Here is a 15,043-nt window from a genome sequence, read left to right as displayed (position 1 = left end):
ATAGATATATATGGAAATGCATCGTAACATTCTCTGAGCTTGTCAGAATATTCTGACAATAACGCCATCAACGTGACACGCTGGTATTAATCAATGGATGTATAATAGTGCAGGGAAGAAAGGCTGCCATGCCATTAAATATCATTCTGTGATCTTAATTCATAAGAAAGCATTGCATCATTTGTTTTATTTACCCGCCATTGTCTCGTTAATGAAACATGAACATTTTATTGGCGTAACAGTCATTTATTTGACAGGAAAACATCAAAAATCAGACATAAAAAAAGGTCGCATTGGCGGCCTTTTTTATACGGGAACAACTCTCTATGCTGTATTCTGTTGTTTTATGGTGCACCTACTGGTTGTAAGGCAGATCACCTGCACATTACTTGGCGATTAAATACGACGATTAGAGAAGACAAATAACAATAGGTGCACTATCGCTATCAACAGCAACAAGGCTATCGCGCCGATATACATCGCCCCTAACAGATGAAACGTCTCTTGATTCGTTAAACGCGCCTCTATCACCTTAACGCCAGTCTCTTCTCGTTCACCTAATACACGAATACTGATAGGGTCAAATGATAACGACTTATTAATCGCTAGTGCTGTATTGAATTGCGCGATAGCTTCAACGCGATCGTCATCTTTATCATCCAAATCCCTGCCCGAAAGACGTATTTGCTCATAACGCTGAACAAGCTTTGGCTTATCACCGATCAAGCGTACTATAACGTATTCCCTAACAGGTTGAGGGCCAAGCCGTTTCGCATTACTGGCTTTCCAAATCGCATTTTCCGTCCCTCGCAATAGTCTGTTGTAATGCTCGAACCTTGGATAGTTAACAGTATACAAGCGACTATCAGTGACCTCTTGCGCCGCTTCCCAGCATGCCTGTACATCACACTCGGTGGTGGTAATGTCACGCCATGCCATCGCAAACTCCCGCATAAAAGGCTCACAGTTTACCGTGCCCTCCGCGCAGAAAGGGGCTATAACACGTGCTGCTTGTGCTAGCATATGCGGCCCTATCTGTTTCGCTTTCATATAAGCCATACGGTTTCGTACTTCTAAACCGCCCCTACGAGAAGGCAGAAGATACCGAGAAGTCTCCGATGTCGAGACATAACTGGTGGGGAGATAATCCATAAATTGCTGCTCGTGTGTGGTAAGCGTTAAGTTCGGCGTCGCCGTATTCTTCGGTAACCTAAACTCACGGCAATAGTAGTTCGCATCATACGCATCACCAAATCCTTGCTCATCATCTTCCTGACAGTAACGTGGCTGGGAGATATTTAACACGCGACCCACTAGTCTCTCACTGTCTTGCCAATCAGCCGTTGATATAATGTCTTGTGGTGCCTCATCCTGACTAGGTAAGAGGGCGTTAACCAAGACACGCCATTGCGTTTGATAATGATAAGCTGGCACATTAATCACCAAAAAAGGAAGTAAGATCAACGCACACACGCTCACGACTAAATGTCGTGGCTTTTTGAACTGATAAGGTCGAGGCGAAGGCAATAGGCTTCGACCATTGATCGATATTATCTGTTTATTGTCTTTGCGTATTTCAAACGTCACCTCTTTTCTACGCTGTAGATCTTGCGGCGCATTGCCTGACAACAGGACATTAAAGCGCTTCCACCGAGGGATGGCCTCGGTCACCGTCACACTTGTATTCCCTTCTACCGATTCCATGGCATGGATTTTTCCTCGATAACGAATGACCATGGATTTTGTTTTACCATAGTTATGCGATACGACCATCCCATGCACACTGACCACCAGCATGGCAATCGCGGCAATCGGTAACCAAGGCGAAGGAAAGGCGAGTCTCGATACACAAATAAGCCACACGCTAATCGTGGTCACCGTGATCGCGAAACCGCCAACGCTGAGCCATTTTAGAAACAAAACCTCTTTACCTGCGGCTTCGCGGCGCTCTTCTTCGTGTATTGTGGGAGTATTCTCTCGCTTTACTTGCTCAAAAACAGCGGCATCTGACGCGATGTTTTCCACATTCGCTATCTTCTCTTTTTGCTTTTTGACTCGACGTTGAAAATCATCATGTTCACTGCCTAACAGTTCATCCACCAATGAATACCGATTATTCACCGACAACACCACAACCGTGTTACCCAAGGTGACCACGTCAACCTCATTACTCACCCCTTGCACAAAGAGTAAGGCCGTTTGCGACATATAAACCGGTTGCCCCTGCAATTTGATAATGACACGACTTGTCACCGCCCCACTATCTGCCGGATAGGTTTTGACGTTAATCACACCAAATACACGGGTAACGGTATCATCGATGGGCACCATGCCAGTGAACATCTCCACCGCTTTTTTCTCTTGTGCGGTCAACTTTTCTAGCCGTCGTATTGGCTTCGGCTTTTTATATGGATGAGGTTGAGCTTGTTTGGCGTATTCATGCCCTTGTTTTGATAACAAGAAAAAATAGAGCACCACTAAAGCGACGGTAATAATGGAGGGGATCGCCATTGACACATACATAATACGCACTCCTTTGCGAGGAAAATAACAACCTTCAGAGCTCAACCCTGAATAAAACACGCACCTCATCAGTACCCATTCCTATCACTGATAAGCTGAAAACCGAGCCAGAGGCACAACACAAGTGGCCATATGACGACCAAAATCTAATGACATCATCTTTTATTCCTCTACGTTGCGCGAGAACGAAAACGGATCTGCCCCATCAATATCAGCAACAGTGACAATGCACAAAGCGCCCAAACCATACGGATATAGGTAACGGTTTCTTGCGCTTTCACACGTGTTATCGGTACTGATAATCCCAACGCATCATTTTCTAATGAACCAGAGTTATCCACTTCATTAACCCCTAACACCACAGCGGTAAGCGTTTGAGTGGCAAGGTAGTCTTGCAGTGACAAACGCTCTTCAAGCATGTCGACCTTCACCGCAGTATCGTTACCTCTCTTCACTAAGAGATGATCAATACGTTCAGCTTCTGCACTTGGCGCACCGCGCCAATTGATGTGAATATACGCACCACGAAGCTCTGGTGTCGGAATATAGTTTTCCATTTCATCCCATAACGCATTTCGCATCTGCCGTTCGATATAATTTAGCGAATTGACCTCCGACACATTACTAAGAATGTGAAAATCAACATCGTCGCTGGCGGTCAATATGGCGTTCCAACAGGCATCTTTGCAAGGCTTATCCGTCCCTTCTTGCCACAGGCTAGAAAGGTCTTCCTTTACATCGTCGCAGGTATCGCCGACTTGTTCACAATAAGGCTGCAGATGCTGAGCGATGGCAACAATATCGGCCGCGGAGTACCACAGCATCTCATCGCGTTTGCGGATACGCTTGGAATAATGCCGCCCCGTATAAAGCTGTTGGAGACGAAATTTTTCAGCCATCAAACGGTACATATCTTCAGGTATCACCGGCTGATACACGGGCGCCTTATCCATAAAACCGTAGTATGACTTCGCTTGTACTGGCATGCTGTAATCAGGCATTTGCGTTTCGTTTAACGGGTACCGGAATTGGTCACAATAATGCTTCCTATCCGATAACCTCGTGCTCGCCTCTAAACAAAAACGCGGCTGACTGATCGTCAGCACATCTCCCGGCGCCAACGAGTCTCGAATCGACCAATCCTTCTCACTGTGGATTGCATGAGAGGAGGCCGTATTGTCGGCAATGGCAAAGATGGCATCATAGGTCTTCCACTCAATTTGTAAGCTGATGGCAATGGTCACCACCAATAAACTCAGTCCGGCCAACGTAAACTTTGGCTGCCTGGAATAGGTATCTTCGGTTGTGATCTGTAACGCCCCCACACTCACCAACGCCGTGCGGGCCACATCAACTTCAAATATCACATCAACATTCAGAGGAAATTGGCCTGTCCAACGGGCGGGATATCTCAGGTATTGCATTGACGGCATCGTCGGGTTAGAGGAATTCAGATAGCCCACAAAATGATCGCCTCTTTTCTTTTTCCCCTCAAAAAGTTGCCCTTGAAGCTGCATGATTTGTAGCGTTGATGGTGCGGATGTAGGGGCACGCCGCATTAACAACAGTACTATCAGCACACAAAATCCCCCCACAATACTTGGCAAAGCCCACATTGACTCAAAGACAAAACGTACAGAGAAAGCCCATGGAAAGACCATAGCAAAAAGTACACAGAGACTCAGTACTAACCGGTAATGGAACTTAGGCTGCACATAACGCGCTTCGAGGTCTGTCGCAACACGCTCTGTATAGAGTGGCTCATCCGTCACGTGCTCAGACTTTTCAGTCTTTTTTTCATCATTATCAGTAGAAGCATACGCAGCAGGTGTGGTTGACGACACGGGCTTATCCGCCTGCGTTTTCTCTGACTCCAGCGCGCGCGATGGTGTTTCTGGCTGTATTTTGGGTGGAGTATCTGGCTGTATGGAAGACGATGAGACATCGTGTATGTAAGACAAGTCTTGCCCCATGGACGAGCGTGCTTTTTTTACGGCAAGAGGATCCGATACAAAATCAGCACAGGGTTGACCTTGTATCACGAGTGAACCATCGACTTCGCCGGCAATGCGGTAGTCATTCAACGCAATCACGGCGTAACCTGAAACGACTTCGGTAACTTCAACGTTGTTATAACTTAAGAGATAACGCTTCGCTTCCTCAGGAATCAGGACCGGTATACCATTTAAGAGTCGCATTTCAGCCACTTCAACCTCACTGCTTCGGATCCCCCAAGAGAATGACCCAGCAACGGCATACACAATGTGAGATCGAGGAGACGTTTTTAATATCTCGCGCACACCATGATATTCGTCATCAGAAAGGTCATAAGCGCGTCTCGTGCTGGTAAAAGATGCCAGTTTCCTTTCATGCTCTTTGCGCGCTTTTTTTTGAACCCTAATCCGGAAGAAAGTGCCAATAATTGATATAACACTTAAAAAGATAATGAATGATTCCATCTCGCCCTCATGACTTGGTGCTATCTTCACCCTGCTAATGACGGCGTGATATTCTCACACTCTTTTGAATGACAAATCACTTCCTTATGGTTTTGCGATACATCACAGAAAACCATAAGAGACATGAATGATAAAAACCGGTTTATCAATCAGTTAAACGGAATCATTACCATAAAAAAAGGCCGCATTCGCGGCCTTTTCATCAAACAAACTGTCACGCTTAGTACGCGGAGCGGGTATCCAAACGCTGGATGTGTACCGTGATTTCTTCACGGTCATGGTACAAGTGCTTCGCTTGCAGCTTAAACTTCACCCCATTTTGGATCAGGTACACTTTCAGGTTTTCAATATCCTGCAGTACCTCATCGTAGCGGCCTTTCATTGGCAGCTTCAGGTTGAAGATCGCTTCTTTTGCCCATGCTTTGATCAACCAATCACCCATTAGGTGCGCCACACGGGCCGGTTTTTCAATCATGTCACACACAATCCATGTGACGTTCTTACGTGGTGGCTCAAATTTAAAGCCATCCACTGCGTGATATTTTACCTGACCGGTATCCATCAAGCTTTGTGCCATCTGGCCGTTATCAACCGCGTGTACGAACATTGAACGCTTCACTAACTGGTACGTCCAACCGCCTGGGCATGCGCCCAAGTCCACGCCCCACATGCCCGATGCCAAACGCTCATCCCACTCTTCGCGAGGAATAAACACATGGAAGGCTTCTTCTAGCTTCAACGTTGAACGGCTTGGTGCATCCGATGGGAATTTCAAACGTGGAATACCCATGAAGAAGTCAGAGTTATTGTGGCTGTAAGAGTAGCCCACATAACAACAACCCGGTGCGATAAAGCACAAGTGTAATACCGGTTTTTTCGGGTTGTCTTTGTTATACAACACCCCTTTACCACGCATCGCCTGACGCAGTGGCACGGTAAACTTACGGCAGAACTTCAACAGCTCTTTTGCTTCATTGGTATCAGGCGTTTCGACACGCAAATCACCACAGCGAGGAAAACCTTCTACTGCTTCCAAAATCGGAGAAATACGATCCTCAGAAGGCAAATCCGTCAGTAACGGGCTCACTGCCAGCATCTGACGGGCAAAAATCAGCTCGGAAAACGACTGCTTCTGGATAAACGTATCCGCATCGCCCGGTGTGTAAAACTCAAAGATCACATAACCGGCATTATTTTTGACCCGAGGAAAGCCATACAACTCCATTGTATTTGCTTTATCTTGAACTTCACCGGCACATTCTTTCTCGAAACCGGGACGGCAGTACAACAGAACTTGATTCACTTTCAACCCTCAAGTTGATCGCCAGGCAGACACTGCAAGCACTACCCAGCCAATAATAAAACAGACGCCTCCCATCGGAGTGATGGGGCCAAACCACTTAATACCCGTTAATGCTAACGCGTAAAGGCTGCCACTGAAGAGGACAATACCCACTGCAAAAAACAGGGCTGCGTATAATACCTGTTTTGATCCAAGAATGCGTGCCAATATTACGCATCCGATCATCGCCAAACTGTGCCATGCCTGATACTGCACACCCGTCTCAAACACACCCAGTAAATACGGCGATAATTGCGCCTTCAAACCGTGCGCGGCAAACGCCCCCAATGACACGGTGATCGCCCCGCTGAACGCGGCAAACACCAGCAAATAACGGCCGAATAATGACTGTGGCTGACTATCCATCGGCTCGCTCCTTGCCTATTGTGGCATGCTGTAAGATAAAGTGTGCCAAGGTGTCCACCGCCAACGCAATGTTACCCGCCTCGGTATGACCTGAGGCTTTACGCGGCTTAAAGCTATGATCACCATCGGGTAAAAAGGCGGTAGTGACCGTCTCAGCCATTGGCCAACCCGCCATTTCCTCACGGGTGCCAAAGGTGTCGCGCTCGCCTTGCACAATCAAGGTCGGCACGGTCATGGCTTTGAGGTGGTCACCGCGAAAATTCTCGGGCTTACCCGGCGGATGAAACGGAAAACCCAAACAGGCCACACCGGCCACCAGCGCCTGACAATTTGTCACCTCTGGCGCGGCATCGGCTTCCGGGGTGACCATCAAACTGGCCATTCGCCCCCCCATCGATTTGCCGCCAATAAACAGCGGCACCGGCGTCCACGCATTGTGTTGCGTGATCGCGTGAATGTGGCGTTGAAAATCCAATAACAATTTAGGTTGTCGGTCAGGCGGGCGCTTCTTGCCGTCTTCCTGTCGCTTCACCATGTACGGAAAATCAAAGCGCACCACACGAATACCGCGTGCCGCCAACCCACTGGCCACCGCACACATGAACGGGTGATCTTTACCCGCCCCTGCGCCATGGGCAAATAAAAACGTGGCGATCGCTTCACCCTCGGCGGGCGTATCAATCACATACTCTGTCATCTCACTCATGGGATCCCTTTCCGTCTATTGCGATCGGCTCCATGCCGATATCGCTGCCTTCGCCGGTTTCCAGATCCGGCAAATCTTCTTGTTCACGCGCCGCCTTGGCTAACACCCAATCACGGAAGATTTGAATACGGCCGGTTTCCGCCTGTCGCTCCTGACACACCACATAGAAAGCATTTTTGCTCATCAACACTTCATCAAACGGACACACCAAACGGCCAGCGTCCAGTTCCGGCTGAGCCAGCACATTGTTACCCAAGGCGATACCTTGCCCGTGCGCCGCTGCTTGTAGCACCATGGTTGAGTGACTGAAAATCGGGCCCTGATTCACATTCATGCCTTCAATACCATGCTGGCGCATGTAATTCTTCCACTCTTTACGGGACGTATCGTGCAACAACGTATGCAGCTTTAAATCCTCTAAGGTTTTCAGCGGCTTCGTCCCCGCCAAGAGCATTGGCGAACACACTGGCAGTAAAAATTCTTGGTACAGTTTATCGGCACGTAACCCTGGCCAGTTACCTCGGCCGTAATAAATCGCCACATCCACGTCTTCGGTCAAGGAGCCTTCGTCGAGATCCACGGCTTTGATCCGCACGTCAACATCCGGATGTTGCTCATTGAAATCGGCCAAACGCGGGACTAACCATTGAATGGCAAAACTAGGAGGTAAACTAATGGTTAATGCCCCTTTCGACCCGCGCTCCAAGACCCTGTCAGTGGCCTCCGCAATCGCCGAAAAGATGTCTTTAATGTCAAGGAAGTAGCTTTGTCCCTCTTCAGTCAGTAGCAACGAACGGTTACGACGACGAAACAGTTTCAGCCCTAAAAATTCTTCTAACGCCTTAATTTGATGACTGACTGCCGCTTGTGTGACAAATAATTCTTCCGCAGCGCGGGTAAAACTCAGGTGGCGCGCTGCGGCCTCAAACACTTTTAGCGAGTTGAGTGGTGGAAGACGTCTAGACATGGCTATCCTGCATTAGTTTTTTTTATGGTAAACATTATAAATTGTCCATTGTTCAAGTGCCATATAAACCCTATGATTTGCCTCGCAACGGTGAGGGAGGCCAAGTTTTTAGCCCTCTGGCATTTTGGTCTAACACATTGTTGCGATGTTGTGTTTGCATATTATCCGGGTTGTGCCGGATAGGTAGTCAATCTACCACTTTTACTTCCTGTATTTTTGACCTGTCTGTCAAAATTTATTCTTAGCACTGCGCCCCAACGCAGTGCTTTTTTTTTATCCTTTTTTACCCTTCCCTGTCACGATCGCCTTGTCACGCGCAACATCGCCATTCTGCCTCTTATCGTCACTAGGGTATAAAATGATAGCAAGACGGAGAAATACTTGCCCTTAATCTGATTTAATCGCATGATCTCCCCCCTTGTCTATTTGCAACGTGATTCACCATGACAGCCCTATTTGATATCAACCGCATTCGCCAGCAATTTCCCGCCTTGGCACAAGACTGTAACGGTCAGCCACTGGTCTACCTCGACAGTGCGGCGACCACCCAGAAACCCACGGTGGTGATCGACACGCTCGCGCAGTATTACCGCGGGCAGAATGCCAATGTCCATCGAGGCAGTCATACTCTCACCGCAACCGCAACCGCCCAATTTGAGCGCGCACGCGAGACCGTGCAGCATTTTTTGCACGCTGCATCGAGTAAAGAAATCATCTGGACGCGCGGGGCGACGGAAGCCTTGAACCTTGTCGCCAACACTTACGCCCGCCATACGTTGCAAGCGGGCGATGAGATCTTGGTGAGTGAAATGGAACACCATGCCAACATCGTGCCTTGGCAGATGATCGCCGAGCAAACCGGTGCGCGCGTGGTAAAAATTCCGATGCTGGCCGACTGCACCTTGGATATCGAGGCGTATTACCAATTACTCGGCCCAAAGACAAAAATCGTTGCAGTGGCCCACACCAGTAACGTCACGGGCACCCGCCACCCGATTGAGGCGATGATCCACGCCGCCCACGATGTCGGTGCCATTACCGTGATTGATGGCGCCCAAGCGGTGGCGCATGAGTCGGTCGACGTGCAAGCCTTGGATGCGGATTTCTATGTGTTCTCGGGCCATAAGATCTATGCGCCCGCCGGCATTGGTGTGCTGTATGGCAAACAAGCCCTACTGGACGCCATGCCCCCGTGGCACGGTGGTGGCAAGATGGTGGAAAAAGTCAGCTTTGACGGCACCACGTATGCCGCGCTGCCGGGCAAATTTGAAGCCGGCACCCCCAATGTGGCGGGCAGTTTGGCGTTAGCCGCCGCTATTGACTGGTTACAATCGCTCGATCGTGCGGGTGCCGAAAGCCATATTCAGCGTTTACGCGATAAAGCCTTAGCGGGCATACAAGATATCGACGATCTGCGCATTATCGGCCTGCAACCACACGCCAGCCTGTTTTCGTTTGTGGTGGACGGGGTTCACCATCAAGACATTGCGACCCTGCTCGATCAGCAAGGGATCGCCCTACGTGCTGGCCACCATTGTGCACACCCGATGATGGATGCACTGGCGGTCAGCGGTACCCTGCGTGTCTCGCTGGCGCTGTACAATACTGAACACGATGTTGAACGCTTTATTGCTGCCCTGCAAAAAGCCTGTAGCCTGCTTTAGGAGATCCCATGAGCTTTCCCTCACACCCTTTTGGTCGCGACATGACCTGCGACATGATCGTGGCCCAGATGGCCGCTGCCAATGGCTGGGAAGATCGCTATCGCACCGTGATCCAGCTAGGTAAACAACTGCCTGCGCTGCCTGATGACCTGAAACTCGACACACTGAAAGTCAGCGGTTGTGAAAGTCAGGTATGGCTTGCCCACCAGCAAGACAACGGTGTGTTCCATTTCGCGGCCGATTCCGATGCCCGTATTGTCCGTGGACTGATCACCTTGGTGCTCGCCGCTTATGACGGTAAAACCGCTGCGCAAATTCGCGCCTTTGATATTGACGGCTACTTTGACAGCCTCGGCCTGATGGCGCACCTGAGCCCGTCACGCGGCAACGGCCTGAAAGCCATTGTCGAGCAAATCAAAGCACTGGCTGACGCCGAGTAGCGAGCTCCCCAAGGCCAAGCAACAAGGCCAAGCACAGCCATAAAAAAAGCGAACGCCGAGGCGTTCGCTTTTTTATTGTTTCTTTTCGCTATGACCGGCTGTTATCGCCACGTATTACTTCGGTAAATGCTTTTCAATCAGCTTTTGCAAAATACGGGACACCGCCACAAAACCAAACGTTGCTGTCACCATGGTCGCCGCACCGAAACCACTGGCACAGTCCATGCGCTTTGGCCCTTCCGCAGACGCCTTCATGTTACACACCGATCCATCCGCCTGCGGGTACTTCAACTGCTCCGTTGAGAACACACAATCGATGCCGAATTTACGCTTCGGATTCTTCGGGAAATTATGGTGACGACGCAAAGTATCACGCAGTTTTTTCGCCAACGGATCTTGAATCGTTTTGGTCAAATCAGTGATCTGAATTTGGGTAGGATCCGTCTGACCGCCCGCGCCACCGGTGGTGATCACTTTCAGCTTATTACTCTTACAATACGCCAGCAGAGCCGCTTTCGGCTTCATGCTGTCAATCGCATCCAGAATATAGTCGTAACGGCGATCAATGTAGCCCGGGATATTGTCTGGTGTGATGAAATCATCAATCAAGTTCACCTGACACTCAGGGTTGATCAGCTTGATGCGCTCAGCCATCACTTCAATCTTGCTCTGGCCGACCGTGCCGGTCATCGCGTGGATTTGGCGGTTAATATTGGTGACGCACACGTCATCCATATCAATCAACGTCAGCTCACCGATCCCAGAGCGGGCCAGTGCTTCTGCGGCCCACGAGCCGACCCCACCAATGCCAATCACACACACGTGCGCGGCACGGTAGATGTCGACTTCACTGTTACCGTATAAGCGGCGGGTGCCACCAAAACGCTGGTTATAACTGTCTGAGGCTGGGGTATCTAATTCTCGCATGGTTCGTCCGCGCTGTATTTCACACATTCATAAAGAAAGAGTGCGTTTTATACGCACTCTTTTAAAGATTGTCCAGTGATGGCGGCGGCCCTACCGCCCGAAGGGGCTGCTAACATTAGTTAGCTAGCGACACCGCTTTCACCCCGTCCAGATCCAATTTCCAGACTCGGCCAAAGTGCTTATAGTGACCCGCATCAATACCGGCTTGTGCGCCCATACCGTGGTACAAATCGAGGTGGTTTTTCTTCACCGCACCGCCAGTATCCAGCGCCATCAACAAGGTCAGCACATGTTTACCGTTCCATTTGCCTTGCTCATCCAACTGCGGCACTTCCGCCAATAACACGCTACCCATTGGTAAGTATTTACGATCTGCCGCGACAGACGCGAAAGCCTGTAACGGGATCCCTGCGGTCCCCATCACATCCAAATTGTCTTGTGGCTTGAAGAAGACAAAAGAGGGATTTTGCTCCAGCAGTTCACGCACCGTTGCTTCGTCTTGCTGGCTCACCCACTCATCAATCGCTTGCAGTGACATTTTCTCACGCGGCACTTCACCACGCTCAATCAACACCTTGCCAATGCTGACATAACGGTGGCCGTTCTTACCGTTGTAGGCAAAATACTCCAGCTCATTGTTGTCTTCATAATGCACAAAGCCGCTGCCCTGCACTTCCATCATGAACACATCCAGCATGGACGCACTGTAGCCTAATTCCAGCCCTTTCCCATTGAGGGCACCGGCGTAAATCTCGGCACGGCTTGGGCACTGTCCGTCACACGTTGGCATGCCGTACACCGGGTAACGATACGTGGCATCGGGCTCATGACGCAACTCAATCACAGGCGAGAAGTAGCCCGTGAACATAACGTTTCCGTAGCCGTCACCGCCGCCCATTTGCGCCACATCAATGCCGTAATTGGCCAGCATACTCGGATCGCCACTGTGTGCAGCCCAATCCGCCACCTGATGATATAAAGCTTGGTATTTCGCGGTCATCGAGGGTGAACGCTCAATCACTTTCGCCATTTGACCATTGAATTGACTGAAATCACGCGGCGCGTCGGACTGAACCGCTGACACAGGATTGAGCACCTGTTCAAACTGACCATCCAGGTATTGCTGACCGCGATCGGTCGGTTTAGCACAACCGGCTAACCCCAAAATAAAGAAAACTATCGTTGCTTTGCGAAACACAAGAAACCTATGTATGTAAGTGAAAAAACACGGTATATGCACCAGTGTAACCAACTCCCAGAAGGAAGCCTAATAACAATTGGTGCCGCTCGATTGTCCGCGATTGAGTACCGTGTGATGTCAGCGTCAGGTGGGGATTGTCGTATGCTGCGACAACAATATGCTCAGTGTGTCATATTTATGTCACATACATTCGATTTAATAAAAGCGTAACAGGAATGTCACTTTGCGTTATCGAAAGGAAAGCCCCATGCATCAGCCACTAAAAATCGGAAAAGATACTTTACTCAATATCAATTCACTGGAATACCAATGGATCCGCAGCTTAGCGAGTGAGGGAAATTCCCCTCATCAGATCAATACGGTGATCCAGCGGTGTTTAGGGGGCAATGCCAATACGGCAGATATGATGCGTCAGGTGGCACTGCGCCAAGCCTCGGTGAATCAACTGCTGCGCAGCCTGAACTAGGCCACGCGAGGTGACTCACAAACGGGAAAACGCAGAGGTGTAATGGGCAGGTTGCTGACGGACCAATTGGCCGGATAAGAAAAGGTAGGAATAGAGTTCATCCCCCAAACGGTATTCCAGCTTACTACCATCCCACACATATTGGGTATTGATTTGCCGCCCCCCCACAAACACACCGGCAGGGCGTAATTCAAACTGATCCGCCAGATACGGCGCAACGTCTTGCTCGACCCACGTACCATATAACATCGGCAGCGGCGTAGGCTGCCAGCGTTCCATGAGCTGCATCATCCCCGCCAGTCCCATGCCACCCGCCAGTATGATCAACCCCAGCACTTGGTGTAAGCTGGCTGTTCTCTGTGTTTTAGTGCGTCTTTTTTGCTTCGTCATCACGTCGCCATCAATAGTCGGGGCATACCCCATAACGATGTAGAGCTCTAGGGTAAGCCCTTCACGCACAACATGCATCCCAGATGCGCCATAACGCGATCTTCAGTCCAAAAATACCGCACCATTACCACCAATGAAAATAGAATTTTTATTGACTTAAAGTGCATAATAATTGATAAATAAATGAGCAAATGGATTTTTTCTGCTTATTTTGTCAACCGCGTACAGTTACAAGGAAGTCTACGGTGAAATTGAGAAGTACCGCTCTGGTTAAAGGATTTCGTCAATCCGCCCCCTACTTAAATGCCCACATTGGTAAAACCATTGTGATCATGCTCGGTGGCGAAGCCATTGCCCACAATAATTTTCCGCATATCGTGAACGATATCGCCCTGCTCAACAGCCTTGGCTTACGCATTGTGCTAGTCTACGGCGCGCGGCCGCAAATCTCGATGCTGACCGAGCAAGTTGGCTACCCCACGCCGTACCATAAAGGGGTGCGTGTTACGGATGCTCGCGCGTTAGAGCTCGCCAAACAAGCAGCGGGTCAAGTGCAACTCGACATCACCGCCCGTTTTTCAATGGGGCTGAACAACACCCCGATGGCGGGCGCACAAGTGAATGTGGTCAGCGGCAACTTTATCATTGCTCAACCGCTTGGGGTCGACGAAGGCGTCGATTACGCCCACAGTGGTAAAATCCGCCGGATCAATATCGAAGGGATCCATCGCCAACTCGATCAACAATCGGTGGTATTACTCGGGCCGATAGCCAGTTCCGTTACCGGTGAATGTTTTAACCTGACGTCGGAAGAGATCGCGACGCAACTGGCGATCAAACTCAAAGCCGATAAACTCATTGGCTTTTGTTCTGAGCAAGGGGTGCTTAGCGAAGATGGCAACGTCTTCACCGAAATGCTGCCACGGGAAGCCGAACGCGAACTGGAACATCTCGTGGCCCAACGAGCCGATGACAGTGGCACCGGGCGCTTCCTGCGCGGGGCCATCACCGCTTGTCGCGCAGGCGTGCCCCGTAGCCATTTGATCAGCTACAAAGAAGACGGGGCGTTGATCCAAGAGTTGTTCTCGTTTGACGGTATCGGTACCCAGGTGGTGATGGAAAGTGCCGAGCAGATCCGTCAGGCCGCGATTAACGATATCGGCGGGATTTTGGATCTGATCCGCCCACTGGAACAAGAAGGCATTTTGGTCCGTCGTTCACGCGAACAACTGGAACAGGAAATCGAACAATTCACGGTGGTGGATCGTGACGGCCTGATCATTGGCTGTGCGGCGTTATACCCCTTCCCGGAGGAAGGCATGGCCGAAATGGCCTGTGTCGCAGTCCATCCCGATTTTCGAGACTCCGATCGCGGGGCGGCATTGTTGGTCCATTTACGTCAGCAAGCCAAAGATAAAAGTCTTAAATCCTTGTTTGTATTAACCACCCGTAGCCTGCATTGGTTCCGTGAGCAAGGCTTTGTCGAGTGCAGTGTGGAACAACTGCCGGTCACGAAAAAAGCCCTGTATAACTTCCAACGTTGCTCAAAAATTTTAATTACCACACTCTAAGCATTGATACACTCAGTTGGT

At 49.8% G+C, this 15,043-nt stretch carries 14 protein-coding genes; 5 read left to right on the top strand and 9 right to left on the bottom strand.

From position 1 onward, the window contains the following. Window positions 1-97 precede the first annotated feature (97 nt). Complete coding sequence (locus ACSF8W_RS13420; RefSeq protein WP_500847828.1) at window positions 98-400, top strand: hypothetical protein; 303 nt, start codon at window positions 98-100, stop codon at window positions 398-400. Here ACSF8W_RS13420 and ACSF8W_RS13415 read toward each other — a convergent pair. The 6 genes from ACSF8W_RS13415 to ACSF8W_RS13390 all read right to left on the bottom strand — a co-directional run bounded on the left by ACSF8W_RS13415 (window position 397) and on the right by ACSF8W_RS13390 (window position 8,363). After that, on the bottom strand, window positions 397-2,523 hold the full coding sequence (locus tag ACSF8W_RS13415; protein WP_500847827.1) for a hypothetical protein: 2,127 nt from the start codon (window positions 2,521-2,523) through the stop codon (window positions 397-399). The two genes, ACSF8W_RS13420 and ACSF8W_RS13415, sit on opposite strands and share 4 nt — an antisense overlap. Window positions 2,524-2,693: 170 nt before the next feature. Further along, window positions 2,694-4,982, bottom strand: coding sequence for a hypothetical protein (locus ACSF8W_RS13410; protein ID WP_500847826.1), 2,289 nt, complete (start codon window positions 4,980-4,982; stop codon window positions 2,694-2,696). A 220-nt stretch (window positions 4,983-5,202) separates the two neighbouring features. Next, on the bottom strand, window positions 5,203-6,285 hold the full coding sequence (gene rlmM, locus ACSF8W_RS13405; RefSeq protein ID WP_500847825.1) for a 23S rRNA (cytidine(2498)-2'-O)-methyltransferase RlmM: 1,083 nt from the start codon (window positions 6,283-6,285) through the stop codon (window positions 5,203-5,205). A gap of 9 nt (window positions 6,286-6,294) precedes the next feature. Then, the gene (locus tag ACSF8W_RS13400; protein WP_500847824.1) at window positions 6,295-6,690 is read right to left on the bottom strand and encodes a DUF423 domain-containing protein; all 396 of its coding nucleotides are present in this window, start codon (window positions 6,688-6,690) and stop codon (window positions 6,295-6,297) included. Then, window positions 6,683-7,387 carry an alpha/beta family hydrolase gene (locus ACSF8W_RS13395; RefSeq protein WP_500848016.1) on the bottom strand — a complete coding sequence of 235 codons (705 nt, stop codon included), beginning with the start codon at window positions 7,385-7,387 and terminating at the stop codon, window positions 6,683-6,685. The genes ACSF8W_RS13400 and ACSF8W_RS13395 overlap by 8 nt, the downstream gene beginning before the upstream one ends. A gap of 1 nt (window position 7,388) precedes the next feature. Next, window positions 7,389-8,363 carry a transcriptional regulator GcvA gene (locus tag ACSF8W_RS13390; protein ID WP_500847823.1) on the bottom strand — a complete coding sequence of 325 codons (975 nt, stop codon included), beginning with the start codon at window positions 8,361-8,363 and terminating at the stop codon, window positions 7,389-7,391. A 443-nt stretch (window positions 8,364-8,806) separates the two neighbouring features. Here ACSF8W_RS13390 and csdA point away from each other — a divergent pair, with 443 nt between their 5' ends. Together csdA and csdE are read left to right on the top strand one after the other, a co-directional pair. Then, window positions 8,807-10,027, top strand: a complete 1,221-nt coding sequence (gene csdA, locus ACSF8W_RS13385; RefSeq protein ID WP_500847822.1) for a cysteine desulfurase CsdA — start codon at window positions 8,807-8,809, stop codon at window positions 10,025-10,027. An 8-nt stretch (window positions 10,028-10,035) separates the two neighbouring features. After that, entirely contained in the window at window positions 10,036-10,467 is a 432-nt protein-coding gene (gene csdE, locus ACSF8W_RS13380) for a cysteine desulfurase sulfur acceptor subunit CsdE (protein WP_500847821.1), read from the top strand. Between the two features lie 114 nt (window positions 10,468-10,581). On the opposite strand, the gene tcdA is transcribed toward csdE, so the two are convergent. Both tcdA and mltA read right to left on the bottom strand, forming a co-directional pair. Next, complete coding sequence (tcdA, locus tag ACSF8W_RS13375) at window positions 10,582-11,394, bottom strand: tRNA cyclic N6-threonylcarbamoyladenosine(37) synthase TcdA (RefSeq protein ID WP_428479517.1); 813 nt, start codon at window positions 11,392-11,394, stop codon at window positions 10,582-10,584. A 115-nt stretch (window positions 11,395-11,509) separates the two neighbouring features. Next, window positions 11,510-12,592 (bottom strand): murein transglycosylase A, encoded by a 1,083-nt coding sequence (mltA, locus tag ACSF8W_RS13370; RefSeq protein WP_500847820.1) that lies wholly within the window; start codon window positions 12,590-12,592, stop codon window positions 11,510-11,512. Window positions 12,593-12,842: 250 nt separating this feature from the next. On the opposite strand from mltA, the gene ACSF8W_RS13365 reads away from it, so the two are divergent. After that, complete coding sequence (locus ACSF8W_RS13365) at window positions 12,843-13,061, top strand: hypothetical protein (RefSeq protein ID WP_500847819.1); 219 nt, start codon at window positions 12,843-12,845, stop codon at window positions 13,059-13,061. Window positions 13,062-13,076: 15 nt separating this feature from the next. On the opposite strand, the gene ACSF8W_RS13360 is transcribed toward ACSF8W_RS13365, so the two are convergent. Then, a complete protein-coding gene (locus ACSF8W_RS13360) occupies window positions 13,077-13,520 on the bottom strand; it encodes a DUF2850 domain-containing protein (protein ID WP_500847818.1) in 444 nt (147 codons plus the stop codon). A gap of 176 nt (window positions 13,521-13,696) precedes the next feature. On the opposite strand from ACSF8W_RS13360, the gene argA reads away from it, so the two are divergent. Beyond that, on the top strand, window positions 13,697-15,022 hold the full coding sequence (argA, locus tag ACSF8W_RS13355) for an amino-acid N-acetyltransferase (RefSeq protein ID WP_500847817.1): 1,326 nt from the start codon (window positions 13,697-13,699) through the stop codon (window positions 15,020-15,022). The last annotated feature ends 21 nt before the right edge of the window (window positions 15,023-15,043 follow it).

This window comes from Photobacterium sp. 270122K (assembly GCF_059941365.1).
Note: the sequence above shows the minus strand (reverse complement) of the source record. Positions and strands in the feature narration are given on the sequence as shown.

What these genes read in the sequence shown, in the direction of transcription:
- ACSF8W_RS13400 (WP_500847824.1), bottom strand. Translation starts at nt 6,690, where the DNA reads ATGGATAGTCAGCCACAGTCATTATTCGGCCGTTATTTGCTGGTGTTT.
- csdE (WP_500847821.1), top strand. Translation starts at nt 10,036, where the DNA reads ATGAGCTTTCCCTCACACCCTTTTGGTCGCGACATGACCTGCGACATG.
- ACSF8W_RS13410 (WP_500847826.1), bottom strand. Translation starts at nt 4,982, where the DNA reads ATGGAATCATTCATTATCTTTTTAAGTGTTATATCAATTATTGGCACT.
- ACSF8W_RS13365 (WP_500847819.1), top strand. Translation starts at nt 12,843, where the DNA reads ATGCATCAGCCACTAAAAATCGGAAAAGATACTTTACTCAATATCAAT.
- ACSF8W_RS13415 (WP_500847827.1), bottom strand. Translation starts at nt 2,523, where the DNA reads ATGTATGTGTCAATGGCGATCCCCTCCATTATTACCGTCGCTTTAGTG.
- ACSF8W_RS13395 (WP_500848016.1), bottom strand. Translation starts at nt 7,387, where the DNA reads ATGACAGAGTATGTGATTGATACGCCCGCCGAGGGTGAAGCGATCGCC.
- csdA (WP_500847822.1), top strand. Translation starts at nt 8,807, where the DNA reads ATGACAGCCCTATTTGATATCAACCGCATTCGCCAGCAATTTCCCGCC.
- ACSF8W_RS13420 (WP_500847828.1), top strand. Translation starts at nt 98, where the DNA reads ATGTATAATAGTGCAGGGAAGAAAGGCTGCCATGCCATTAAATATCAT.
- tcdA (WP_428479517.1), bottom strand. Translation starts at nt 11,394, where the DNA reads ATGCGAGAATTAGATACCCCAGCCTCAGACAGTTATAACCAGCGTTTT.
- ACSF8W_RS13390 (WP_500847823.1), bottom strand. Translation starts at nt 8,363, where the DNA reads ATGTCTAGACGTCTTCCACCACTCAACTCGCTAAAAGTGTTTGAGGCC.